Genomic DNA, 23640 nt, shown 5'->3' on the forward strand with positions numbered 1-23640 from the left:
TTCCATGCCCAAGCATCAGGAAACGCGCCACCTTCCCTATACGCCGACGCAGATGTTCGACTTGGTGTCGAATGTAGAGGCCTATCCGGAATTCCTGCCCTGGATCAGCGCGATCCGCGTCCGATCCGACAGCGAGACGGAAATGGTTGCGGACATGATCGTGGGCTTCAAAGGGGTGAAGGAAAGCTTCACCTCTCGCGTCCACAAGCATCGTCCGGATCATGTCCGGGTGGATTATCTCGACGGTCCGCTCAAGCATCTGCACAATGAGTGGGCGTTCCGCGACGACGGGCAGGGCGGAGTGCTGGTCGATTTCGAGGTCGAGTTCGAATTCAAGAACCGGCTGTTCGAAATGCTGGCCGGCCAGTTTTTCGACAAGGCATTGCGCAAGATGATCGGCGCGTTCGAAACCCGCGCCGCGCAGCTTTACGCAGGCGAGTCGGGTAACAGCAGTTCCAGCGCGCACAGCGCTGCCTGAAGGCGGACGCCGCCCCGGCCATTATTTTCGAAATGATGCATGTCGGCCACGACCTTGTCGGGGCTGGCACCGCGTTCTGCGCGGGCGAAGACGACGGTGCCGACCGGCTTTTGTTCGGTGCCGCCGCCCGGCCCGGCGATGCCGGTGATGGCGACCGCGACATGGGCGTGGCTTTTCTTGAGTGCGCCCTGCGCCATGGCCCATGCGGTGGCGATGGAAACGGCGCCGAACGTGTCCAGCACATCATGCGAAACTTTCAGAAGTTCCGCCTTCATGTCGTTGGAATAGGTGATGAAACCGGCGTCGAACACGTCGGATGATCCCGCGATTTCGGTGAGCGCGGCGGACACCAGGCCCCCGGTGCAGCTTTCCGCAACCGCGATCGTGCGCCCGGCGCGACGGTTGGCGATGATGACCTTTTCGGCGAGTTCGACCAACTGGGCCGGCAGGATCGTATCTGGCATGGGGTCAGGATAGCGCGGGAAGGGACAGGGTGGCAACCGCTTGCGCGGCGATGCCTTCGCGCCGGCCGGCAAAGCCCAGCCGCTCGGTCGTCGTCGCCTTCACGCTGACCCGGTCGATCGGCACTTCCAATATCTCTGCGATCCGCGCGCGCATGGCGTCGCGATGCGGGCCGATCTTGGGCGCCTCGCAGATAATGGTCAGGTCGATATGGCCGATGATGCCGTCGCGCACCGCAACCCGATCCCGCGCATAGGCCAAGAAACGGTCGGACGCGGCGCCGCTCCATTGCGGGTCTGACGGCGGGAAATGGCTGCCGATATCGCCCTCCGCCAGCGCGCCGAGCATCGCATCGACGATAGCATGGAGCGCGACGTCGGCATCGCTATGCCCAGCCAGCCCCCGATCATGCGGGACCAAAATGCCGCCGAGCCACAATTCTTCGTTGGGGGCGAGTCGGTGGACGTCATAGCCCATGCCGACGCGGGTATGGCGCGGCGTGGCATGGGCCGCCTCGGCGCGGGCGAAGTCTTGCGGATAGGTCAATTTTTCAAGCCTTTCGTCGCCTTGCACCAAAATGACGTCATGGCCCCAGGCCCTCAATATCTGCGCGTCATCGGTCGCCTCGCGCGCGTCATCCCATGCGCGATGCGCCGCCAAGATGGCGTCGAAATGGAAAGCCTGCGGCGTCTGCACGCGGTGCAGAGCGGCGCGGTCCACCGTATCGCCCATGATCGCGCCGTCGCCACGCACCAGCGTATCGGCAACGGGCAAAGCGGGGATGGCGCCCGTCGCATCGTCTAGCGCGGCAAGCAGTCGATCGATGACCGCGCCAGGCAGGAAGGGTCGGGCGGCATCATGGATCAGGACGATATCCGCGCCACCCGCCCCCGCGATCGCTTCCAGCCCCGCGCGCACCGACCCGCGGCGGCTGTCCGCTCCGGTGACGAACGTCGCGGCCCGATCACCCAGCAGCGCGCGCGCCTGATCCTCCTGCCCATCGCCCAGCATGATATGGACCGCATCGCCGCCGCCATGCGTCGCCAGCGCATCATAGGCATGGGCCAGCACGGCCTTGCCGGCCACCATGCGAAACTGTTTGGGAATGTCGCCGCCCGCCCGGCTGCCCTGGCCGGCTGCGACGATCAGCGCGACGATCTTGCGTTGTGATGTCATCCCACGGCGCATAGCGGGTCGCGGGACGGATCGAAAGGGGAACCGGCCGAAAGGGGGAGTCGCTTGCCGCCCGACCCATTTTCCGCTAAGGGCTGCCTGTTTTTTAGGCAGTATTTCGAAACAGATCATGCGCAAACTCGCTCCTATTTCCATCGGCCCTGTGTCCATCGACATGCCCGTCGTGCTGGCGCCGATGACCGGCGTCACCGACATGCCCTTCCGCACGCTGGTGCGCCGCTATGGCTGCGGCCTCAACGTGACGGAAATGATCGCGTCCGCCGCGATGATCCGCGAAACGCGGCAATCCTTGCAAAAGGCCGCCTGGCACCCCTTGGAAGAGCCGGTGTCGATGCAACTGGCCGGCTGCTCGCCCAGGGAAATGGCCGAGGCTGCCAAGCTGAACGCGGATCGCGGCGCGGCGATCATCGACATCAATATGGGTTGCCCGGTGAAGAAGGTCGTCAATGGCGACGCGGGCAGCGCGCTGATGCGCGACCTGCCGCTCGCCGCCTCGCTGATCAAGGCGACGGTGGAGGCGGTCGATGTGCCCGTCACCGTGAAAATGCGCATGGGCTGGGACCATAGCAGCCTCAACGCCCCGGAACTCGCCCATATCGCCGAGGATCTGGGCGCCAAGCTCATCACCGTCCATGGCCGCACCCGTAACCAGATGTACAAGGGGTCGGCCGACTGGGCCTTCGTTCGTTCGGTCAAGGATGCGGTGAAACTGCCTGTGATCGTCAATGGTGACATCTGTTCGATCGAGGATGCCGACACCGCCCTGGAGCAGAGCGGCGCGGATGGCGTGATGATCGGTCGCGGCGCTTATGGCCGGCCTTGGCTGATCGGTCAGGTCATGGCCTGGCTGGCTGACGGCACCCGCCTTCCCGATCCATCGCTCGAAGAACAATATCACGCTATCATCGGGCATTATCACGCAATGCTCGAACATTATGACACCTACACCGGTGTCAATATGGCGCGCAAGCATATCGGCTGGTACACCAAGGGGCTGACCGGTTCCGCCGAGTTCCGCAACGCCGTGAACCAGCAACCCGATGCCGATGTGGTGCTCGACATGCTGGCCCGTTTCTACGAACCGCTGATCGCCAGCGGCCTCGATGCGCAAGCGCTGCGTGCCGCTGCTTTGCGCAAGGCTGCATGACCAACCTGCTGACGTCCGTCCCGCCACTCCGCATGGCGCAGGACGGACCTTCGCTGACCGAACAGATGACGGCTTTGCCGGTCGCGACCCTGCTCGTCCGGCCGGACAACGGCATATCCGAAGCCAATGTGCGGGCCGAAACCCTGCTGAACATGGCGCGATCGGCCATCATCGGTAGCGACGTGGCGCGCACCATCCGCATCGCGGAGGCTGGCGCCCGCTTCGATATCTGGCACAGCAACAAGCCGATCGCCGCCTATGACATAAAGGTCCATGCCGGCCGCACCGCCGAAATGGAGGTGGACCTGATGATCTCCCCGATCGTCGATCATGATGGCTGGCGGGTCGTGTCGCTCCATGCCCAGAGCCAGGCTCGCAAGATCGGCCATCGCGGATCGGCGGGCGGCGCGCGCTCCGCCATGGGCGCGGCAGCGATCCTGGCGCATGAGATCAAGAACCCGCTGTCGGGCATTCGTGGCGCCGCGCAACTTCTGGAATCCAGTCATGGCGGGCGCGACGCCGCTCTGACGCAGCTGATCTGTAACGAGGTGGACCGGATCGCCGCCCTGATCGACCGGATGCAGGATTTCACGACCGACCGGACCCTGGAATGTCATGGCGGGAACATCTATCCGCTGATCGACCGCGCGGCCGGGATCGCTGCAGCGGGGTTTGCAAAAAATATAAAGATCATAAAACATTATGATCCATCCTTGCCATTTGCCAACATCAACGATGATGCATTGGTGCAGGTGATGATAAACCTGCTGAAGAATGCAGCGGAAGCGTTGGAATATACGGATAATCCCCGAATCAGGGTGGAAACCGCTTTCCGCCACGGCGTGTCCGTCGTGGTTGGGGGTGGCAAGGGCAGCGCCGTGCTGCCGATCGAAATCCTCGTCATCGACAATGGACCTGGCGTGCCCGAACATATTCTTGACCATCTCTTCAATCCCTTCATCACCGGCAAGCGGGACGGGCAGGGGTTGGGCCTCGCTCTGGTGGACAAGCTGGTCCGCGATATGAGCGGCTTCGTGCAATATTCGCGCGATACCGAAGCGGGCGAATCCACCTTCCGCATCCTCCTGCCGATGAGCATGGGCTGATGGCGGCGACCGGCACCATATTGGTCGTCGACGACGATCCCGCCATTTGCGTAGTTGTGGGCGAAGCGCTGCGGCGGCAGGGGCATAAGGTGAAGACCGCTGCGTCCATCCGCGAACGCAGCGCGCTGATGGACAGTTTTGTGCCCGACATCCTCATCACCGACGTGATGCTGCCTGATGGCGACGGCCTGGACGGCGTGGCGGATATCATCGCGGACCGCCCCGACCTCAACGTCATCATCCTGTCGGCGCAGAACACGCTCAACACCGCGATCCGCGCGACCGAGAAGGGCGCGTTCGAATATCTGCCCAAGCCCTTCGACCTCAACGAACTGACGCGCGCCGTGTCCGACGCGCTCGGTACGCGCCAAGGCTCGGAGGAACCGGAGGGTGAGCCGGGCCTGCCGCATGACGGCCTGCCGCTCGTCGGTCGATCGCCGGCGATGCAGGAAGTCTATCGCACCATCGCCCGCGTCCTGTCCAACGACCTGTCCATTCTGGTCTTGGGCGAATCGGGGACGGGCAAGGAACTGGTGGCCGAAGCGATCCACAGCCTGGGCCAGCGCCGCACCAAGCCCTTCATCGCGATCAACATGGCGGCGATTCCGCGCGAACTGATCGAAGCGGAGCTGTTCGGCTATGAAAAGGGCGCCTTTACCGGCGCCCATGCCCGCACCGCCGGCAAATTCGAGCAGGCGCAGGGCGGAACGCTGTTTCTCGACGAAATCGGCGACATGCCGATGGAAGCGCAGACGCGTCTGCTGCGCGTACTGCAATCGGGCGAGGTCACGACGGTGGGCGGGTCGAAGCCGGTGCGGGTCAATGTCCGCATCATCGCCGCGACCAACAAGGATCTGCCCCTGTTGATCGAGGATGGGCGCTTCCGGCAGGATCTTTATTATCGCCTGAATGTCGTGCCCATCGCGCTTCCGGCCCTGCGCGAGCGGCGCGAGGATGTCATTCTGCTCGCTCGCCATTTCATGGAGCGCGCCGCGTTGGAGGGCTTGCCGCGCAAGACGCTGGCCGACGATGCCGCCCAATTGCTGATGGCCTATCACTGGCCCGGCAATGTGCGAGAACTCCAAAATCTGATGCAGCGGCTGTCGGTGCTGAGCCGCGAAAACGTCATCACGGCCGAGATTTTGCGGCATATGCTGCCGCTCGACGCGGTGCCGGCGGACTATGCCGCGCCCGCCGATCAACTGGCCCATGCCGTGCGCGAATGGGCGAGGCGCCAGCTCGGCATTGGCCTTGCCCAGCCCAACCGTGCCCTGCATGACGATCTGCTGGCCGTGGTCGAACCGATCCTGCTTCAGGAAGCGCTGGCGAGCGTCGATGGCAACCAGATCCGCGCGGCGGGCTTGCTGGGCATCAATCGCAACACCTTGCGCAAGAAGCTGACCGACTATGGGCTGGATCCCATGCAGCTGCGCCTCAACGATTGATCGGATTGAAGCCCGCTCTCAATCCTTTGCCGGGACGAACCGACGGTCTTCCTCGACCAGCGACAGGGTTTTAATCAAATACTGTGTTTGAACGGGCACGGTCCTTGTTGTAACAAAGCCACGATGAGTGGCGCGACGACATTGCCCAAGCGGGCATCGGCATGGCGGAGGCAATTGCCGGCCTTCCTGCGCCACGGGCGTCTGGCCTCTTTGGTGGAGGGCTTCACCCTGGCCCTGGCCCTGTTCCTGGGCATGGCGGGCCTGACCTATTATATCCTGTCGGGCAGCGGCCAATCCTATACGCTGCTCACCCCGCCCATCGTCGCCTTGCTGCTGGTGGCCAATCTGGTGCCGGCGATCGCGCTGCTGATGCTGCTGGGGCGGCGCGTGGCCAAGCGGCGCGCGGCGCAATCCGCCATCGGCAGCGACGGTCAGTTGCACGTCCGCTTGGTCGCCATCTTCTCGATCGTGGCCAGCGTGCCGATGCTGCTGGTGGTGATCTTCGCGTCTTTGCTGTTCCAATATGGCGTGCAATTCTGGTTTTCGGACAGCGCGCGCAGCATGCTGCAAAATGCCAGCGACCTGGCGCGCGGCTATTATGAACAAAATTTGCGCGAAGTGGGCGACGAGACGGTCACCATGTCGAGCGACCTGCGCAAGGAATTGACGGATTCGCAGGTGAACAGCCCGCGCTTCGCCGAATATCTTCTCTATCAGGTGGTCGGCCGCAAGCTGAGCCGCGCGGCGATCATCGAGCTGGGCAAGGACGGTATCGCGCGAACGGCGGCCACGGTCGATCCGGAAAACCGCCCCGCCGCCGACAAGCTGACGCCCGAAGTGGTCAAGCGACTGGGGCAGGGGGAGACGATCGTCGTCCAGACCCGCAATAATCAGATCGACGCGGTGACCCTGCTCTATCCCGGTTCGAAGGTCTATCTCTACGCATCCCGCAACGCTGACAGTTCCTCCTTCTCCAACGTCGCGCGCGCGCAGAAGGTTTTGTCGGATTACGACCTGTTCGCCGCGCAATCCCGCGCGCTCCAACTGAGGTTCAACATCGCTCTGTTCGTGGGGTCGCTGCTGCTGGTCGGCATCGCCGTCTATATCGCGCTGGCGGTGGCGGACTGGATGGTGCGGCCGGTCAACGAACTGGTGACGGCCGCGCGGCGGATCACGGCGGGTGATCTGTCGGCGCGCGTCACCGGTCCCAAATCGCGTGACGAAATCGGCACGCTGGCCGCTGCCTTCAACCGCATGACGCAAAGGCTGGAGGCGCAGACCGGCGCCTTGGTCGCCGCCAACAGCCAGCTGGACGAACGCCGCGCCTTTATCGAGGCGATCCTGTCTGGCGTCAGCGCCGGCGTGCTGTCCGTCGATTTCGACGGCGTGGTGCAGCTGCTCAACAGCTCGGCCGCCGCGATCCTGGTGGAGGAGGGCGACGATCCGGTCGGCCGCCCGCTGCTCAAGGTGTCGGCCGAACTGGCCGAATTCATCGCGTTGGAGGAAAGTGCCGGCATCGTGCAGGTGCGCGCCCATGGCGACCTGCGCACGCTGGCGGTGAAGCGCTCGCAGGACGCCTCGCGCCATATCCTGACCTTCGACGATATCACGCAGCAACTGTCGGATCAGCGCCGTGCCGCCTGGTCCGACGTCGCCCGCCGCATCGCGCATGAGATCAAGAACCCGCTGACCCCGATCCAACTGGCCGCCGAGCGTCTGCAACGTCGCTATGCCGAAGAGGTGACGAGCGACAAAGCGACCTTCACGCGCCTGACCGGCACGATCGTGCGGCAGGTGGGCGATCTGCGCCGCATCGTGGATGAATTCTCCTCCTTCGCCCGCATGCCCAAGCCGGTGTTCCGGCGCGAAGCGGTCGGCGACATCGCGCGCCACGCCCTGTTCCTGCATGAGGTCGCGCATCCCGATATCCGCTTCGAATATGAGGCGGACCTGCCCGATCTGGACTTGGTATGCGACCGACGTCAGTTGGGCCAGGCCTTGACGAACATCGTCAAGAATGCCGTGGAATCGATTGAACAAAAACCAGTTTCTGAAGATGGCGGCCCGCATGGACATGTGCGCATGGCGCTTGGTCAATCGGGCGACGACATCATTATCACGGTCCGGGACGACGGGATCGGGCTGCCGCCCGAACGCGACCGGATATTGGAACCTTATATGACGACGCGGACCAAGGGCACCGGCCTTGGCCTCGCCATCGTCAAGAAGATTGTCGAAGAGCATCTGGGCGAGATCCGCTTCGACGATGCACAGGGGGGAGGCGCATGCGTGACATTGCGCTTCGCCGCAGGGGCGCTCGAAAAAATGGAAGAAGGGCAAATTATAGCCCTGCCAAAAGGAAAAGTGACGGCCAATGGCACTTGATATTCTGATTGTCGACGATGAAGAGGACATTCGCGATCTGGTCGCGGGCGTACTGGAAGATGAAGGGTTCACGACGCGGACCGCGGCCAACAGCGACAGCGCGATCGAGGCGCTGGACAACCGGCGCCCGTCGCTGGTCCTGCTCGACGTCTGGTTGCAGGGCTCCCGCATGGACGGCCTGGAACTGCTTGATGAGATCAAGCGCCGCGATCCCACCGTCCCTGTCCTGATGATTTCAGGCCATGGCAATATCGACACTGCCGTCGCCGCGATCCGCAAGGGCGCGGCCGACTTCATCGAAAAGCCGTTCGAGGCCGATCGCCTGCTCCACCTTGTCGCCCGCGCGACGGAGACGGAGCGGCTGCGGCGCGAAAATCAGGTGCTGCGCGCGCGCTTCGGCCAGGATGACGAACTGACCGGCACATCGGCGTCGATCAACGGCGTGCGTGCCACGATCAAGAAGGTCGCCGGCACCGGCAGCCGGGTCCTCATCTCCGGCCCCGCCGGCGTCGGCAAGGAAGTCGCCGCGCGGATGCTCCACAGCTGGAGCGGCCGCGCTGATTCGCCCTTCATCATCGTCGCCGCCGCGCGCATGGACCCGGACCGGGTCGAAGAGGAACTGTTCGGCGTCGAAGACCCCAGCGGCCTCGTGCGCCCCGGCTTTCTGGAGCAGTCGCATGGCGGCACGCTCTATCTCGATGAAATCGCCGACATGCCGATCACGACGCAGGGCAAGATCCTTCGCGTCCTGACCGACCAGAGCTTCACCCGCGTCGGCGGCCAGCGGCAGGTGAAGGTGGACGTCCGCGTCATCTCCTCGACCGCGCTCAATCTGGCGAGCGAGATTGAGGAGCGCCGTTTCCGCGAAGATCTCTTCTATCGCCTCAACGTCGTGCCGCTGGCCATTCCGCCGCTGTCGGAACGGCGCGACGATATTCCGCCGCTGGTCGAACATTATCTCGCCCGCTTCGCTGCCGAACGGCGGGTGCCGCCGCCCGAAATCGCCAGTGACGCCATGGCGGCATTGCAGGCCAATGAGTGGCCGGGCAATGTGCGTCAGCTCCGCAACGTGATCGAACGCACGATGATCCTGGCGCCGGGCGACCGGATCGGCCGGATCGAACTGGACATGCTGCCCGCCGAACTCACCAGCGGCGGCGGTGGGGAGGGGATGGGCCAGTCCGCCATCATGGGCGCGCCCCTGCGGGAAGCGCGCGAAAGTTTCGAGCGCGAATATCTGCGTATCCAGATTCGCCGATTTTCCGGCAATATCTCGCGCACCGCGACCTTCATCGGCATGGAGCGTTCCGCGCTGCATCGCAAACTCAAGCTGCTGGGCATTACCGAAGGCAAGGATTGAGCGAATCCGGGAAGGGGTATCCAAACGATTGCCGAACTTTTGCCAAAGCGCATCTCGGCCATGGACGCCCCTTCGCAATTGCGATAGGATCGCACGCGCTCCCGACAGGCGGGGGCAAGCAAGACATCCTGCTTAGGATGCGAGAGCGGGTAACGTCCCGCCAAGAAAAGGACTGGCGACGACCATGGCCGACAAGGTAAACAACCTTCAGGATATTTTCCTCAACAGCCTGCGCAAGAGCAAGACACCGGTGACCATGTTCCTGGTCAAGGGCGTGAAGCTGCAGGGCATCATCACCTGGTTCGACAATTTCTCCGTGCTGCTGCGCCGCGATGGCCAATCGCAGCTGGTCTACAAGCATGCCATTTCCACCGTCATGCCGGCGGCGTCGATGGACCTGACGGACCTGCGCAAGGCCAGCGATGGCAATGGCAAGTCCAAGCTGCTTCAGGAAATCTTCCTGTCGGCCGTCCGCAAGTCGGGCAGCCCGGTGACGATGTTCCTGGTGAACGGCGTCATGCTTCAGGGCGAAATCGCCGCCTTCGACTTGTTCTGCATGCTGCTGGAACGTGACGGCATGGTGCAGCTCGTTTACAAGCACGCCATTTCGACGGTCCAGCCGCTCCATGCGCTCGACCTCACTGGCGAGAATGAACAGGACGACTGATCGTCTATCCGGCGCCCGGTCCGCCCAGCGGTGGACCGGGCCGCTGCAAGATGCTCTAAACCTGCATGGCTATATTCAACCGCGACTCCGATGACGAAGTGGCGCGCGGCGCGCGCGCCGTCGTCGTTCATGCCGAAACCCATAATGCAGACCGCCGGGACAGCGATGCCCGGCTGGAGGAAGCACGCGGTCTGGCCCTGGCCATCGGCATCGACGTGCGCGCGGCGCAGGCCTTCCGCGTCCGCGACCGCAAGCCGGCGACCCTGTTTGGCAGCGGGCAGGTGGACCAGATCGCCACCCTGGCGCGGCAGGAAGAGGCTGAACTCATCATCGTCGACAACAGCCTGTCGCCGGTACAGCAAAGCAATTTGGAAAAGGCGTGTGAGGCCAAGGTCATCGACCGGACCGGCCTGATCCTCGAAATTTTCGGCGAGCGTGCGGCCACCAATGAAGGCCGCTTGCAGGTCGAACTCGCCCATCTCGATTATCAGGCGGGGCGTCTGGTGCGCAGTTGGACCCATCTTGAGCGGCAACGCGGGGGCTTCGGCTTCCTCGGTGGTCCGGGCGAAACCCAGATCGAGGCGGACAGGCGCATGATCCGTGACCGCATGGCAAAGATCCGCCGCGAACTGGATCAGGTCACGCGCACCCGTGGCCTTCACCGTGCCCGACGCCAACGCGCGCCCTGGCCGGTGATTGCACTGGTCGGCTACACCAATGCCGGCAAATCCACACTTTTCAACCGCATGACCGGCGCCACGGTCATGGCGGAAGACCTGCTTTTCGCTACGCTGGACCCCACCATGCGCCAAATTGCGTTGCCGGGGCTGGACAAGGCGATCCTGTCCGACACGGTCGGTTTCGTGTCCGACCTGCCGACCCAGTTGATCGCCGCTTTCCGCGCGACGCTGGAGGAAGTGCTGTCGGCCGACCTCATCGTCCATGTCCGGGATGTCGCCCACCCCGATAGCGAGGCGCAGCGCGACGATGTGTTGGATGTCCTCGGCGAACTGGGCGTCGCTGGTGAAGCGGCGCTGGATCGCGGGGAGGGGGAGCCGGAACCGCCGCCGATCCTGGAGGCATGGAACAAGCTAGACCTGCTGAGCGAAGAGGATGCTGCCCTAACGCGGGAAACCGCCGCCCGCCGCGACGATGTCGTCATTCTCTCGGCGCTGACCGGGGAAGGGGTGGATGACCTCCAGCGCGCGATCAGCGACCGCATGACGCGCGGCGCGAAAGTCTATGGCCTGCGCATCCCCGTATCGGATGGCGCGACCGTGGCCTGGCTGCACGAACATGGCGAAGTGCTGTCGAGCAGCGTCGAAGGTGAAGAAAGCCGGGTCGACGTACGCCTGTCCGACGCCGCCTTCGCCCGTTATTCGAAGCGAAGCGGCGTCTAGGATAAGTACGGCTTCTCTTATTCCCTGATCGTTGTTAGCCTGCTCTCCTGAACTGGGAGACGTGCCATGAAAGTTGCTGTTTTCAGTACGCATCCTTTCGATCGCCGCTTCTTCGATCAGGCCAATGCAGCGGCCGGACACGCCCATGACTTCCTCTATTTGGAGCCGCAACTGGATGTCCGGTCCGCGCCACTCGCGGCCGGGCATGAAGCCGTCTGCGTCTTCGTGAACGACCGGCTCGATCGCTCCACGCTGGAGATACTGGCTGAGGATGGCGTACGTCTGTTGGCGCTGCGCAGCGCGGGGTTCAACCATGTCGATCTACGCGCGGCGGCGGACCTTGGCTTGGCGGTCGGACGCGTCCCGGCCTATTCGCCCGACGCCATCGCCGAACATACCGTGGCGATGATTTTGACGCTCAACCGCAAGATCCATAAGGCCTATGCGCGCGTGCGTGAGGGCAATTTCGCGCTTGATGGCCTGCTGGGCTTCGATCTGCGCGGTCGCACAGTCGGCATCGTCGGGACCGGGAAGATTGGCCTGAATGTCGCCCGCATCATGCGCGGTTTCGATTGCACGGTGATCGCGCACGATCCCTTTCCCGATGTAGCGGCGCTGAGATCCATTGGCGGAACCTATGTCTCTTGGTCCGAACTGCTCGAACGGTCGGATATAATTTCGCTCCACTGCCCGCTCACGCCCGAAACGCATCATTTGGTCGGTGTGGACGCCATCGGGCGGATGAAGCCGGGTGCGATGTTAATCAACACCAGCCGGGGTGCTGTGGTGGATACCCATGCGCTGATCGTTGGGCTGAAACATGGGCGGCTCGGCTATGTCGGGCTGGATGTCTATGAAGAGGAGGAAGGGCTGTTCTTCGCCGACCTGTCGGATAAACCCATCCAGGACGATCAATTCGCCCGCCTGCTTACCTTTCCCAATGTGCTCATCACCGGCCACCAAGCCTTTTTCACAAGTGACGCGCTCACGGCCATAGCCGACACGACAATAGCAAATATCACGACATTTGCAGCGACGGGCAAGCCGCTATACCCGGTCACTCTTTAACGGCAGCTGCTTTTTCCTGCCGCTTCGCCCGCTGCCACAGCGCTTCCTGCTCATCGAGCGACAGGCCGGCGAAGGCATCGCCAGCCATATCCTCCATCGATCGAAAGCGCCGATCGAATTTCCCATTCGCCTTGCGAAGAGCGGTTTCCGGATCGATCTTCAGATGGCGTGCGAGGTTAACCACGGCAAATAGCAGGTCACCGACTTCCTCTTCGCGTTCGTCCGGCGTGGTCGCATCACGCACCTCTTCCAGTTCTTCGACAACCTTGTCGATCACGCGGTCCGTTTCAGGCCAATCGAAGCCGGTACGCGCAGCACGTTTCTGCAATTTTTCGGCGCGCAGCAATGCGGGCAGGGCGATCGCCACACCCGCCAGAGCGCTGGGATCGGGATCTTTTTCGGCACGCTCTGCCGCCTTTATGGTTTCCCACTGGGCATGGCCGTCCTCGCGCCTTGCGCCGTCGCCAAAGACATGGGGGTGCCGCCGGATCATCTTCTGCGTGATGGCGTCGATCACATCCTGCAACGCAAAATGGCCGGCCTGTTCTGCCATGCGGCTGTGAAAGGCGACCTGAAGCAACAGGTCGCCCAATTCGTCGCGCAGCGCGTCCATATCCTGCCGCTCGACCGCATCGGCGACCTCATAGGCTTCCTCTATCGTATAAGGCACGATCGACGCGAAATCCTGTTCGATATCCCATTGGCAGCCGGTATCGGGATCGCGCAACCGCGCCATGACGTCGGCGAGCGGCATGATATCGGCGGGACTGGCTTTGGACATGGGAACCCGATCTTTGTTGAAATTGGCCGGTTGGCGATAAGGCGGGCATGGCGCAGTGGCCAGCCCATAACAAGCGAGCGACTTCGATATGGAAGTCAGGCCCGACCTTATGAAAGTTCGATAATAAGGATTATGTTAAACGCCACCACATCTCCACAGCATTACCGCTGTCCAACTCGCTGTCTCATGCCATCCCGTCAGGCGATCAATCCTCCTGGATCTGGCTATGTTTCTCGGTGTCGCGCATCCGCACATAGACGGTCAGCGATATGGCGATCATCACCGTGACATAGATGTAGAAAGCCTGTTCAATGCCGGCCTGCTTGAACCACAAAGCCACGAACTCTGCCGTTCCGCCGAACAATGTATTGGCCAGCGCATAAGGCAGCGCCACGCCCAGCGCACGGATATGCGCGGGAAACAACTCCGCCTTCACCACGGCATTGATCGACGTGTAACCTGTCACGATGACCAGTCCGGCCATCACCAGCAGCCCGGCAACGATCGGGTCTTTAGTCACGGCCAAAGTCGTGAAGATCGGATAGGTGCAAAGCACACCCATCACGCCGAAGCCGATCATCAACGGCTTGCGCCCGATCCGGTCGGACAGCGCACCCGCGACCGGCTGGAGCAGCATGAACAGAAACAGCGTCGCCGCATTGATCTGCGACGCGACCTCACGGCTCAGCCCGCTGGTGTTCACCAGGAATTTCTGCATGTAGATGCTGTAGGCATAGAAAGCGATTGTGCCGCCGGCCGTCAGCAGCATCACCGTCAGCGTCTCGCGCGGATGGTTGGTGATCAACTCGACAAAGCCCGATTTCGGCGCACCCTGCGCCTTGGCTACTGCAAAGCTCTGTGTCTCCGCCAGCCCGCGCCGCAGCCAGAAGACGATGACCGCCAGCAACCCGCCGATGAAGAAGGGTATCCGCCATCCCCAGGCGTCCAGTTGCGCCTCGCTCAGCGTCGCCTGCAACAGCAGCAGGACGCAGATCGCCACCAACTGCCCGGCGATCAAAGTCACATATTGAAAGCTGGAGAAGAAACCGCGCCGGTTCTTGCCCGCCATTTCGGACAGATAGGTCGCGCTCGCGCCATATTCGCCACCGATCGACAGCCCCTGCATCAGCCGCGCCAGCACCAGCAGCAGCGGCGCCGCAACCCCGATCGTTTCATAGCCCGGCGTCACCGCGATCAGCAGCGACCCCGCGCACATCAGCGCCACCGACAGCGTCAGCCCGCTCTTGCGCCCATGGCGATCAGCATAGACGCCCATCAGCCACGCCCCGATCGGCCGCATCAGGAAACCGACGGCGAAGATGCCCGCCGCGCTCAGCAATTGCGCGGTGCGATCCTCGCTCGGGAAGAAATGCGGCGCGAAATAGAGGGTGAAGGCGGCATAGGCGTACCAGTCATACCATTCCACCAGATTGCCGGTGGACCCGCCGATAATGGCCTTCAGCCGCTGCGCCTGGGTCGGCGCCCCCTGCTCCGTCGCCGCGCTCATGGTTTAAGCACCATGGCGCCATCCTGGACACCCCAGCTTTTCAGCCGCGAAAGCATGTTCATGCCGATGACGTTGACCTCTCCGAAAGCGGGTGAGACGACGACGGGCAGGTCGCTCGCCGAAATGGGACCGATGGCCAGGGTGGCGATGCTGGATCGCTTCGCCTCCACCTTTCCATTGGCGGTAGTCATGATGACATTGGGTTCGCCGACATCATAGTTGAGGCCGGCGGCCCGCGCGGTATTTTCGGACAGGGCGGTGATGGTAGCGCCGCTGTCGATCAGGAAGCGCGCGGGGGTGCCGTTGATCGTCGCCTCCACCCAATAATGGCCGTCCGGCGCGACGGGGATGCGCAATGCCTGCCCTTCGGCCTGCGCGCGCGGCAAAGCGGCGGGCGCCTCGTCCGGGGTGACGGCACTCCCCTCCTCCGCCCAGCGCCCGGTCAGAAAACCCTGGCTCTGCCCGAATTTGAACAGGCCCAGCAGACCGGCAAAGATCGCGACCCACAGCAACGCCATGCGCAGCAGGCTGCCCCAGGCCATCTGCCTCCCGATCAACGCAGACCCGACCAATATGATCGCCAGCACATACCAGATGGTCGATGCCGCCTGATCCGTGCCGTCCATTCAGGCCCCCTGCTCTTTCGTGTCCAACGCGATCACCAGTCCGTCATATCCCGGCTCCACGCCCTTGGGGAGGGTACGACGCAGTGTGGCATAATCCATGCTCTGGTCCATATGGGTCAGGATGGCGCGATCGGGCCGGGTCGCGGCGATGCCGTCCAGTGTCAGCGCCAGATGCGGATGGGTCGGGTGCGGCTTTTCCCGCAATGCGTCCACCACCCACACGTCCAGCCCATCATAGAGCGCCAGCATATCCGGCGTCAGCGCGTGGAAATCCGTGGCATAGCCGATCGATCGGCCACCATGCGTGAAGCGGAAGCCGGTGGAGTAGATCTCGCCATGGGGCTGATCGACGCAGGCGATGTCGATGTCGCCGATGCGCAACCCGTCGGGCAGGACATGGGCGTCGATCGTGGGATGATAGCCATTGCGCCCCTCGAACGCATAAGCGAAGCGCTGGCCCAGCAACTTCATCGTCTGCGCCCGCGCATAGCCGGGCACGGGGGTGCGGCGATGATGGAAAAGCTGACGAACGTCGTCGATGCCATGGCTATGGTCGGCATGGTCGTGCGTCCACAAGATCGCGTCGATCTGGATCACGTCCGCCGCCAGCAATTGCGCGCGCATGTCCGGCGACGTATCGACCAGGATACGGGTCGTGGGGCTTTCGACCAAAATCGATACCCGCGTCCGCCGGTTTTTCGGCTCTTTGGGGTCGCAATCGCCCCAGTCATTGCCGATCCGGGGCACACCCGAAGAGGTGCCGCTGCCCAGGATCGTCAGCTTCAGGCTCATGCGACCTTCGAGAAGAGGGTGCGGAAATTGGCCGAGGTCGCCGCCGCCAGTTGCTCGATACTCTCGCCGCGCAGATTGGCCAGGAATTTGGCGGTGTCCGCGACATAGGCCGGCTCGCACGACTTGCCGCGATGCGGGACCGGCGCCAGGAAGGGCGAGTCCGTTTCCACCAGCAGCCGATCAAGCGGCAGCCGCGCCGCCGTTTCCTGCAAATCCTTCGCGCTCTTGAAGGTCACGATGCCCGAAATGCTGATGTAGAAGCCCAGATCCATCGCGGCATCGGCAAAGGCGCCGCTGGCGGTGAAGCAATGGATGACGCCGCCATAAGGCCCCGTCTCCATCTCCTCCCGCATGATGCGGAGCGTATCCTCCTCCGCATCGCGGGTATGGACGATCATCGGCAGGCCGGTTTCGCGGCAAGCGGCGATATGGGACCGGAAGCTTTTCTGCTGCCGTTCGCGGTCGCTATGTTCGTAATAATAGTCGAGGCCGGTTTCGCCGATGCCCACGACACGCGGATGCGCGGCGCGCTCGACCAGTTTGGCGGTATCGACATGGGGATGCTCGTCCGCCTCATGCGGATGGATTCCGACCGTCGCCCAGACATCCGGTTCGCGCACGGCGGTATCCAGCACCGCATCCCACTCGCTTTCGCGCGTGGCGATGTTGAGCATCAGGTCTACGCCCGCTGCCCGCGACCGTTCCAGCACATTGGCCTGATTCTCGATCAAACCTTTGTAATTCAAGTGGCAATGGCTGTCGATCAGCATGGGATCAGCCTTCCGCCTCGGTCAGTTCCAGGCGCGGGAAGAGTGGCTTGGGCGCGCCGAGGATGAAGCCCGACGCGCGCAGATCGGCGTAGAATTTGCTGCTGATAACGTCATAGCCGCGCTTCTCTCCATCAATGCCCATCTGGTCCAACAGCGCGGCGGCGCTGGCTGGAATGACCGGCTGGATCATGATGGCCAGGCTGGCGATCGCTTCATAGAGCGTGGCCAGAACCGCCTCCATCCGCGCCAGATCGGTCTTCCGCAATGCCCATGGCGCCTGCGCGTCGATATAGGCGTTACAGGCGAAGACGGCGCGCATCCACGCCTCGATCGCGACCGAAGGCGCCAGATCAGTCATGGCAGTCTGAAAGGTCTGCGCGGCGTCCGCGATGCTCTTGAGCAATTCGCTGTCGACATCCTGCGGCGCCGGTTCGGGCAACCGCCCTTCCAGATTCTTGGCGATGAAGCTCAATGTCCGCTGCGCCAGATTGCCGAAACTGTTGGCCAGATCGCTGTTCGACCGGGCGACGATCGCCTCCGCGCTATAGCTGCCGTCATTGCCGAACGTGACCTCGGAAAGCAGGAAATAACGCAGTTGATCGACGCCGAAGCGATCGGCCAATTCCATCGGATCGGCGACATTGCCGACCGACTTCGACATCTTCTCGCCCCGGTTCAGCAGGAAGCCGTGACCGAAGACCTGCTTGGGCAAGGGCAGCTTCGCGCTCATCAGGAAGGCCGGCCAGTACACCGTATGAAAACGTACGATATCCTTGCCGATGATGTGCGTGATATCGCCACCCTCGGCCCAGTAACGCGCCATCCGCTCTGCATCGTCGGGATAGCCGCAGCCGGTCAGATAATTGGTGAGCGCATCGACCCACACATACATGACATGGCCTTCACTACCCGGCACCTTCACGCCCCAGTCGAAGCTGGTGCGCGAGACGCTGAGGTCGGAGAGGCCGCCTTCGACGAACCGCATGATTTCATTGCGGCGGCTATCGGGCTGGATGAAGTCCGGCTGGCTTTCATAGAGCGCCAGCAACCGGTCCTGATAGGCCGACAGGCGGAAGAACCAGCTTTCCTCGACCGTCCATTCGACCGGCGTACCCTGAGGAGAGAGCTTCGCGCCCCCTTCCCCCTCGACGATTTCCTTTTCGTCGTAAAAGGCTTCGTCGCGGACCGAATACCAACCTTCGTAGCGGCCCAGATACAGGTCGCCATTGGTTTCCATTGCCTGCCAGATCGCCTGGCTGGCGGTATGATGATCGGGCTCGCTGGTGCGGATGAAACGATCATGGCTGATATTCAGCCTCTCGTTCATCTGCTTGAAATAGCCGGCCATCTCATCGGCCAGTTCGCGCGGCTCGATCCCCCGGTTGCGCGCGGTCTGGGCCATTTTCAGCCCATGTTCGTCGGTGCCGGTCTGGAAAAAGACGTCGCGGCCCATCATCCGCTGGAACCGGGCGACCGCGTCGGTGGCGATCACCTCATAGGCGTGGCCGATATGCGGACGGCCGTTGGGATAGGAAATGGCGGTGGTGATGGTGAAGGGCTTGGACATGGCGCCATCCCTAGCGGCTGTTATGGGCGGCGCAAAGTCGCTTTATGCGTGCGAAGGCGCCAGCGCCGCGACATGGCCGGCCAGTTCGAACACGACCGCCGCCGGATCGAGCGACAGGATCACCGCGCCACCGGCCAGATGCCGCGCCTTTTCCCAATGATCGAGCGCCTGGCCCAGTGCAGGCCCCTGTTTCGTCCGCGCCGCCTGCGCGATGAAGGCGGGCGCGCGCTCCAGAAACGCCTCATAGCGCGGCTTGGCCGCCTTGAGCGCCAGCGCCCTGGCCAACGCCAATCGTTGACGATTCCCCGGATCGCCCTGCGTCGCCAGGCTGCTCAGCGCCTGTTCGATCTCCGACAGGTTGAGGCCTGCATAGCGCAGTGCTTGCCCTGGCGATCCATCGCCCGCGCGTACCAGCGCATCGATTTCCTGAGGTGACAGCGTCTCGTCCGTCGCCTTCAGCACCGCGCGCATCGGCGCAGCATCCAGCGGATCGAAGCGCAGCGTGCGACACCGCGACCGGATCGTCGGCAACAACCGCCCCGGCGCATGGCTGACCAGCAGGAAGATCATGTCCGTCGGCGGCTCCTCCAGCGTCTTGAGCAGCGCATTGGCCGCGCCCCGCTCCAGATCGTCGGCGCTATCGACGACCACCACGCGGCGCTGCGACAGCGATGGGGCCGATTGGGTCAGCCGCGCAAGACCGCGTATCTGATCCACGCTGATATTGCGGGCGGTGCCGGTTTCCTTCTCCAATGGCGCGAGTTCGGCATAGTCGGGATGGGCGCTGGCCTCGATCAGGCGGCGGATCGGATGGCTTTGGGGAACGAACAGCCCCTCTTCCTCGATCGGCGGGCCGGCGGCATCGGCCAGCAATCGCATTGCCAGGGCGCGCGCAAAGCTAGCCTTGCCAATGCCCTTGGGGCCAGCGAGGATCCAGCCATGGTGCATCCGCCCGCTGCGCGCAGCCATGGTCAACGTGCGCGTCTGGGCCTCATGCCCCAGCAATATGGTCATGGCAGCAGGTCTTCGATCGCGTCCAGCAAGCGCACTGTCACGACCTCGGCCGGGCCGGAGGCATCGACGCCATGGACGCGGTCGCTTTCTTCCTGTGCGAAGCGGGTGAAGGCATCGGCAACCGCCAAATGGAAGTCGCTTGCCCGCCCGCCGATCCGGTCGGTCGTATCGCCATCGCGCGCCCGTGCTCGGCCGCTCGCTTCCGCTTCGGGCAGCGTCAACAAAAGGGTGCGATCCGGCAGGAAGCCCGCGCTGCCGATCCTATGCAGCACCAAAATGTCGGCGTCGGTCAGGTCGCCCTGCCCCTGATAGGCGCGGCTGGAATCGAGGAAACGGTCGGATAGCACCCAGGCCCCACGTTCCAGCGCCGGCCGGATCGTCTTTTCGATATGATCCGCCCGCGCTGCCGCAAACAGCAACGCCTCGGCGCGCGGGCTCCACCGATCGGCGCCACCGGTCAGCAGCAGGGCGCGGATCGCCTCCGCCCCCTCGCTCCCGCCCGGTTCGCGCGTCTCGACAACCTCCAGCCCGCGCACGCGCAGTGCCGCCGCCAGAGCGCGAAGTTGCGTGGACTTGCCCGCCCCTTCACCGCCCTCCAGCGATATGAAACGCCCTGCGGTCAAGCGAACAGCGACTTCAGGCCATTCCACAGACGGCCGAAAATGCCCGCTTCGGCAACATCTTCACCCGCGACCAGCGGCATGATCTGCGGCGGCGTGTCGGGCGTCTGGACGATCAGTTGGGCGATCTGCTGGCCCTTGGCGATCGGCGCCTTGATCGGGCCGGTATAGACCACCTTCACCTGCACATTGGCGGACGCCGTGCGCGGCAGGGTGACGGCCAAATTTTGCGGCGCGACCAGCGCCACGCTCGTCGCGCTGCCCATCTGGACCGCGGCCGTTTCGACCGTTTGGCCCTTCTTGAACAAGGGCTGCGCCTTCCACGCCTTGAAGCCCCAGTCCATGAAGCGCACGGCTTCGGTAGCGCGGCCGTTGAAGCTGGTGGAGCCGGCGGTAACGATCACCAGACGGCGACCATCCTGCTCGGCCGACCCGGTGAAGCCAAAGCCTGCTTCCTCGGTATGGCCGGTCTTCAGGCCGTCGGCACCGGCGATCTTGCCCAAAATGGGGTTGCGGTTCGCCTGTGCGATGTCCGATCCGCCCATCGTCTTGCCCCATGTGAAGGAGCGGGTGGCGTAGAAACGCTTGTAGAGGTCGGGCGTCTCGACGATCGTGGCCTCGGCCAGCTTGGCCAGATCCTCGGCAGTCACATAGGTCACGCCCTCGTCCGGCCAGCCGTTGCTGGTGCCGAAATGGCTGTTCTTCAGGCCAAGCCGCTTGGCTTCCTCGTTCATCGCAGCGACGAACGCCTGTTCCGTGCCGGCAATCCCCTCCGCCAGAACGACGCAGGCGTCATTGCCCGACAGGGTGACGATGCCATGCAGCAGATTTTCGACCGACACCTGCTCGCCGACCGACAGAAACATAGTCGATCCGGCCTGCGGGCCATGCCACTGCTTCCAGGTTTCCGGGCGGACCGTGAATTTCGTATCGAGCTTCAACTCACCCTTCTGGATCAGGCGGAAGGCGACATGCGCCGTCATCATCTTTGCCAGCGAAGCCGGCGGCATGCGGGTTTCGCCGCCCTTGTCGTACAGCACGGCGCCCGACGACAGATCCTTCATATAAGCGATCGGCGCTTCGCTGGTATAGGGCGGCGCGGCCGCGATCAGCGGCTGGGCCAGCAGCCCGGCGGCAAGGAGGACTGCAACGCTTTTCTTCATCGGAAAACTGCCTTCGATTATGATGGAATCGCTGTACGGGCGCGATCTCTATCGTGCGTCATTAGCCATGATGCGGGCATTCTCAAAGCCTTTGGCTGCGGCGGAGCGCACAGCAGCCTGCGCAGCCTGTTGCGTGGGATAGGGGCCAAGGCGCACGCGCCACAGGCCGGCGCCTGCTTCGGCACGGGCGCCGATGCTCTTCGCCACGGTTTCGGCGCGCGCCTGGGACGAGAAGGCGCCGACCTGAACGATATAGCCACCGGTGCGCGTCGGCGCTGCGGGCGCTGTAGCCTGAACCGGCTTGGGCGCTGGTTTTGCCTGTTGAGTCGCGATACGCGGCGGCGGTGGCGCCTGATCGAAATCGGCGCCGGGCCTTGGCGCCGCAACCGGCCGGGTGGCGGCTGGCGCAGGCTTGGCCTTCGTCGCTGCTGCTGCTCGCGCCGGCGTGGCGGCGGCGTGCGAAACGGCCGGCAATTTGTTCCGCAGCACCCGCAACAACGCAGCCGGCGTTTCCAGCCGTTCGGCTGCCCGCCCCTGCCCGCGTAGCGCCGCGCGCTCTTGCTCTGGCGGGTTGACCCGGCGCACGCGCACTGGAACCATGGCCTGCCCGCTCACGCCCAGTTGCGATGCCGCGCCGGGCGACAGCGCGATCAACTGGTCGCCCCGCATCGGTCCGCGATCATTGAGCCGCACCAAAATCGTTCGCCCGCTATCCAGTGCCGTCACCTCGACATAGCTGGGGAGCGGCAAGGTTTTGTGCGCGGCCGTGATGGCGGCGGGCATGAACGCTTCGCCATTGGCGGTCGCGCCACTTTGGCTGCCATCCGTGCTTTCGCCGGCATAGCCGACCTCGTCATAGGAAACAGGATCGGCCGGTGTGTAGCTGACGCCGCCCACCGCATAGGGCGCGCCCAAAGGCACCGGCGTGTCGCTGGCCATGGAAGTGGGCGCCCCAGAACTTTGCGGCTGCGCGGCGATCGCGCCACCGCCAGCCAGCGCCAGCATCATGGCCGGGACGAACAGCCCCTTATTGTTTGACAGCATCCGCCAGCAATCCCACCGACAAGGCATAGAAATTGGAGCAATTATAATCCAGGATCGCCCGATAATTGCTGGTCAGCAGATAGGCGGTCTTGCCAGGACCATCGGGTTCCAGCAGCGTCGCCATGACGCCATCGGCCGGCCAGACGCCGCTATTGGGGAAGAGGCCCAGCTTGCGCCACTCCGCCATCGTCAGCCAGCGACTATGCCGGTTGAACACGCGCGGGCAACGGGCCGGATCGGTCTTGGCCGCCACCGACGCGCGGTTGAAACTGGCCGGCACGCTGACGGCCACGCCCCATGGCTGACCCTTGCGCCATCCCGACTGCACGAAATAATTGGCGATGGAGGCGAGCGCGTCGGCTTCGCTGGTCCAGATATCGGCCTTCCCGTCGCCATCGCCATCCTTGGCGATGCGCAGATAGACGGACGGCAGGAATTGCGGATAACCGGTCGCGCCGGCCCAGCTACCCACCAGGCGACTACGCGGCACGCCATTGTCCAGCATCTTGAGCGTCGCCAGCAATTCCGGCTCGAACAAGGCACGGCGGCGGCCTTCATGCGCCAGCGTCGCGAGCGACCGGATCAGATCGAAATCGCCGGTATAGCTGCCATAATTGGTTTCATGGCCGTAGATGGCGACCATGATCTCCTCCGGCACGCCCGTTTCCGCCTCGATCCGGGCAAGGCGCGACCGGTTCGCCTGATAGGCGACCCGACCCCGGCTGATGCGCGCGGCGTCGACATGCTGCCGGCGATAGGGTTCGAAATTGGGGATGGGCGAATAGGCGCCGCCGCCCGGCTGACTCTGGTCCAGTTGCACGACGCGCGGATTGATCGTCAGCGTGGGGAAGACGCTGTCCAGCGTCGCATCGCGGATGCCCATGGCCCGCGCCTTGGGCCGCAGGCTCTCCAGATAGGCACGGAAATCGGCACTATCCTGGGCTTGCGCAGGGGCAATCGCGACGCTGCCACCGGTAATGGCAGTCAGACCGAGCAACAAGGACAGGACGGACGAACGCAAAGAATCCCTCATCCCCTTGTTGT

General features: G+C 63.6%; 22 protein-coding genes. 9 read left to right on the forward strand and 13 right to left on the reverse strand.

The window, feature by feature from the left end; translation table 11 throughout:
* Positions 1 to 4 precede the first annotated feature (4 nt).
* Complete coding sequence (locus tag F4U94_RS04835; protein ID WP_120250157.1) at positions 5 to 478, forward strand: type II toxin-antitoxin system RatA family toxin; 474 nt, start codon at positions 5 to 7, stop codon at positions 476 to 478.
* Here the strand turns inward: F4U94_RS04835 and F4U94_RS04840 are convergent.
* Positions 427 to 942, reverse strand: a complete 516-nt coding sequence (locus F4U94_RS04840; protein WP_120250156.1) for a CinA family protein — start codon at positions 940 to 942, stop codon at positions 427 to 429. The genes F4U94_RS04835 and F4U94_RS04840 overlap by 52 nt on opposite strands.
* A gap of 4 nt (positions 943 to 946) precedes the next feature.
* On the reverse strand, positions 947 to 2128 hold the full coding sequence (locus tag F4U94_RS04845; RefSeq protein WP_120250155.1) for a bifunctional 2-C-methyl-D-erythritol 4-phosphate cytidylyltransferase/2-C-methyl-D-erythritol 2,4-cyclodiphosphate synthase: 1182 nt from the start codon (positions 2126 to 2128) through the stop codon (positions 947 to 949).
* Between the two features lie 115 nt (positions 2129 to 2243).
* Here F4U94_RS04845 and dusB point away from each other — a divergent pair, with 115 nt between their 5' ends.
* The 8 genes from dusB to F4U94_RS04885 all read left to right on the forward strand — a co-directional run bounded on the left by dusB (position 2244) and on the right by F4U94_RS04885 (position 12712).
* Positions 2244 to 3281: a tRNA dihydrouridine synthase DusB gene (gene dusB, locus F4U94_RS04850; protein ID WP_120250154.1), complete on the forward strand. Its 1038-nt coding sequence runs from the start codon at positions 2244 to 2246 to the stop codon at positions 3279 to 3281.
* The gene (locus F4U94_RS04855; RefSeq protein ID WP_120250153.1) at positions 3278 to 4387 is read left to right on the forward strand and encodes a two-component system sensor histidine kinase NtrB; all 1110 of its coding nucleotides are present in this window, start codon (positions 3278 to 3280) and stop codon (positions 4385 to 4387) included. Before dusB ends, F4U94_RS04855 begins: the two co-directional genes overlap by 4 nt.
* A complete protein-coding gene (gene ntrC / locus F4U94_RS04860; protein WP_120250152.1) occupies positions 4387 to 5832 on the forward strand; it encodes a nitrogen regulation protein NR(I) in 1446 nt (481 codons plus the stop codon). Before F4U94_RS04855 ends, ntrC begins: the two co-directional genes overlap by 1 nt.
* Before the next feature lie 123 nt (positions 5833 to 5955).
* Positions 5956 to 8217 carry a sensor histidine kinase gene (locus tag F4U94_RS04865; RefSeq protein WP_150411852.1) on the forward strand — a complete coding sequence of 754 codons (2262 nt, stop codon included), beginning with the start codon at positions 5956 to 5958 and terminating at the stop codon, positions 8215 to 8217.
* Positions 8207 to 9577 carry a nitrogen assimilation response regulator NtrX gene (gene ntrX, locus F4U94_RS04870; RefSeq protein ID WP_120250150.1) on the forward strand — a complete coding sequence of 457 codons (1371 nt, stop codon included), beginning with the start codon at positions 8207 to 8209 and terminating at the stop codon, positions 9575 to 9577. Before F4U94_RS04865 ends, ntrX begins: the two co-directional genes overlap by 11 nt.
* Before the next feature lie 172 nt (positions 9578 to 9749).
* Positions 9750 to 10244, forward strand: coding sequence for an RNA chaperone Hfq (gene hfq / locus F4U94_RS04875; RefSeq protein WP_120250149.1), 495 nt, complete (start codon positions 9750 to 9752; stop codon positions 10242 to 10244).
* Positions 10245 to 10309: 65 nt separating this feature from the next.
* Positions 10310 to 11644 carry a GTPase HflX gene (hflX, locus tag F4U94_RS04880; RefSeq protein WP_120250148.1) on the forward strand — a complete coding sequence of 445 codons (1335 nt, stop codon included), beginning with the start codon at positions 10310 to 10312 and terminating at the stop codon, positions 11642 to 11644.
* Between the two features lie 66 nt (positions 11645 to 11710).
* The gene (locus tag F4U94_RS04885; RefSeq protein WP_120250147.1) at positions 11711 to 12712 is read left to right on the forward strand and encodes a 2-hydroxyacid dehydrogenase; all 1002 of its coding nucleotides are present in this window, start codon (positions 11711 to 11713) and stop codon (positions 12710 to 12712) included.
* Here the strand turns inward: F4U94_RS04885 and mazG are convergent.
* From mazG to F4U94_RS04940, 11 genes are all read right to left on the reverse strand, one after another.
* Entirely contained in the window at positions 12702 to 13493 is a 792-nt protein-coding gene (mazG, locus tag F4U94_RS04890; RefSeq protein WP_120250146.1) for a nucleoside triphosphate pyrophosphohydrolase, read from the reverse strand. The genes F4U94_RS04885 and mazG overlap by 11 nt on opposite strands.
* Before the next feature lie 205 nt (positions 13494 to 13698).
* Positions 13699 to 15000, reverse strand: coding sequence for an MFS transporter (locus F4U94_RS04895; protein ID WP_120250145.1), 1302 nt, complete (start codon positions 14998 to 15000; stop codon positions 13699 to 13701).
* Positions 14997 to 15626, reverse strand: a complete 630-nt coding sequence (locus F4U94_RS04900) for a retropepsin-like aspartic protease family protein (protein WP_120250144.1) — start codon at positions 15624 to 15626, stop codon at positions 14997 to 14999. Before F4U94_RS04900 ends, F4U94_RS04895 begins: the two co-directional genes overlap by 4 nt.
* Positions 15627 to 16418 carry an MBL fold metallo-hydrolase gene (locus tag F4U94_RS04905; protein ID WP_120250143.1) on the reverse strand — a complete coding sequence of 264 codons (792 nt, stop codon included), beginning with the start codon at positions 16416 to 16418 and terminating at the stop codon, positions 15627 to 15629.
* Positions 16415 to 17188: a TatD family hydrolase gene (locus tag F4U94_RS04910; protein WP_120250142.1), complete on the reverse strand. Its 774-nt coding sequence runs from the start codon at positions 17186 to 17188 to the stop codon at positions 16415 to 16417. Before F4U94_RS04910 ends, F4U94_RS04905 begins: the two co-directional genes overlap by 4 nt.
* 4 nt (positions 17189 to 17192) lie before the next feature.
* A complete protein-coding gene (metG, locus tag F4U94_RS04915) occupies positions 17193 to 18755 on the reverse strand; it encodes a methionine--tRNA ligase (protein WP_120250141.1) in 1563 nt (520 codons plus the stop codon).
* A gap of 42 nt (positions 18756 to 18797) precedes the next feature.
* Complete coding sequence (locus F4U94_RS04920; protein WP_120250140.1) at positions 18798 to 19769, reverse strand: AAA family ATPase; 972 nt, start codon at positions 19767 to 19769, stop codon at positions 18798 to 18800.
* Positions 19766 to 20392: a dTMP kinase gene (tmk, locus tag F4U94_RS04925; RefSeq protein WP_120250139.1), complete on the reverse strand. Its 627-nt coding sequence runs from the start codon at positions 20390 to 20392 to the stop codon at positions 19766 to 19768. Before tmk ends, F4U94_RS04920 begins: the two co-directional genes overlap by 4 nt.
* A complete protein-coding gene (locus F4U94_RS04930) occupies positions 20389 to 21552 on the reverse strand; it encodes a D-alanyl-D-alanine carboxypeptidase family protein (RefSeq protein WP_150411853.1) in 1164 nt (387 codons plus the stop codon). Before F4U94_RS04930 ends, tmk begins: the two co-directional genes overlap by 4 nt.
* 48 nt (positions 21553 to 21600) lie before the next feature.
* Complete coding sequence (locus F4U94_RS04935; RefSeq protein ID WP_120250137.1) at positions 21601 to 22596, reverse strand: septal ring lytic transglycosylase RlpA family protein; 996 nt, start codon at positions 22594 to 22596, stop codon at positions 21601 to 21603.
* Complete coding sequence (locus F4U94_RS04940; protein ID WP_425505059.1) at positions 22580 to 23617, reverse strand: lytic murein transglycosylase; 1038 nt, start codon at positions 23615 to 23617, stop codon at positions 22580 to 22582. Before F4U94_RS04940 ends, F4U94_RS04935 begins: the two co-directional genes overlap by 17 nt.
* Between the last annotated feature and the right edge of the window lie 23 nt (positions 23618 to 23640).

Source organism: Sphingobium limneticum (assembly GCF_008710155.1).
In the GTDB taxonomy this organism is placed as follows: domain Bacteria; phylum Pseudomonadota; class Alphaproteobacteria; order Sphingomonadales; family Sphingomonadaceae; genus Sphingobium; species Sphingobium limneticum.

What these genes read in the sequence shown, in the direction of transcription:
- F4U94_RS04845 (WP_120250155.1), bottom strand. Translation starts at nt 2,128, where the DNA reads ATGCGCCGTGGGATGACATCACAACGCAAGATCGTCGCGCTGATCGTC.
- F4U94_RS04865 (WP_150411852.1), top strand. Translation starts at nt 5,956, where the DNA reads ATGAGTGGCGCGACGACATTGCCCAAGCGGGCATCGGCATGGCGGAGG.
- ntrX (WP_120250150.1), top strand. Translation starts at nt 8,207, where the DNA reads ATGGCACTTGATATTCTGATTGTCGACGATGAAGAGGACATTCGCGAT.
- F4U94_RS04930 (WP_150411853.1), bottom strand. Translation starts at nt 21,552, where the DNA reads ATGAAGAAAAGCGTTGCAGTCCTCCTTGCCGCCGGGCTGCTGGCCCAG.
- F4U94_RS04910 (WP_120250142.1), bottom strand. Translation starts at nt 17,188, where the DNA reads ATGCTGATCGACAGCCATTGCCACTTGAATTACAAAGGTTTGATCGAG.
- F4U94_RS04855 (WP_120250153.1), top strand. Translation starts at nt 3,278, where the DNA reads ATGACCAACCTGCTGACGTCCGTCCCGCCACTCCGCATGGCGCAGGAC.
- metG (WP_120250141.1), bottom strand. Translation starts at nt 18,755, where the DNA reads ATGTCCAAGCCCTTCACCATCACCACCGCCATTTCCTATCCCAACGGC.
- dusB (WP_120250154.1), top strand. Translation starts at nt 2,244, where the DNA reads ATGCGCAAACTCGCTCCTATTTCCATCGGCCCTGTGTCCATCGACATG.
- F4U94_RS04885 (WP_120250147.1), top strand. Translation starts at nt 11,711, where the DNA reads ATGAAAGTTGCTGTTTTCAGTACGCATCCTTTCGATCGCCGCTTCTTC.
- mazG (WP_120250146.1), bottom strand. Translation starts at nt 13,493, where the DNA reads ATGTCCAAAGCCAGTCCCGCCGATATCATGCCGCTCGCCGACGTCATG.
- F4U94_RS04900 (WP_120250144.1), bottom strand. Translation starts at nt 15,626, where the DNA reads ATGGACGGCACGGATCAGGCGGCATCGACCATCTGGTATGTGCTGGCG.
- ntrC (WP_120250152.1), top strand. Translation starts at nt 4,387, where the DNA reads ATGGCGGCGACCGGCACCATATTGGTCGTCGACGACGATCCCGCCATT.
- F4U94_RS04935 (WP_120250137.1), bottom strand. Translation starts at nt 22,596, where the DNA reads ATGCTGTCAAACAATAAGGGGCTGTTCGTCCCGGCCATGATGCTGGCG.
- F4U94_RS04905 (WP_120250143.1), bottom strand. Translation starts at nt 16,418, where the DNA reads ATGAGCCTGAAGCTGACGATCCTGGGCAGCGGCACCTCTTCGGGTGTG.
- hflX (WP_120250148.1), top strand. Translation starts at nt 10,310, where the DNA reads ATGGCTATATTCAACCGCGACTCCGATGACGAAGTGGCGCGCGGCGCG.
- F4U94_RS04920 (WP_120250140.1), bottom strand. Translation starts at nt 19,769, where the DNA reads ATGACCATATTGCTGGGGCATGAGGCCCAGACGCGCACGTTGACCATG.
- F4U94_RS04895 (WP_120250145.1), bottom strand. Translation starts at nt 15,000, where the DNA reads ATGAGCGCGGCGACGGAGCAGGGGGCGCCGACCCAGGCGCAGCGGCTG.
- F4U94_RS04835 (WP_120250157.1), top strand. Translation starts at nt 5, where the DNA reads ATGCCCAAGCATCAGGAAACGCGCCACCTTCCCTATACGCCGACGCAG.
- F4U94_RS04840 (WP_120250156.1), bottom strand. Translation starts at nt 942, where the DNA reads ATGCCAGATACGATCCTGCCGGCCCAGTTGGTCGAACTCGCCGAAAAG.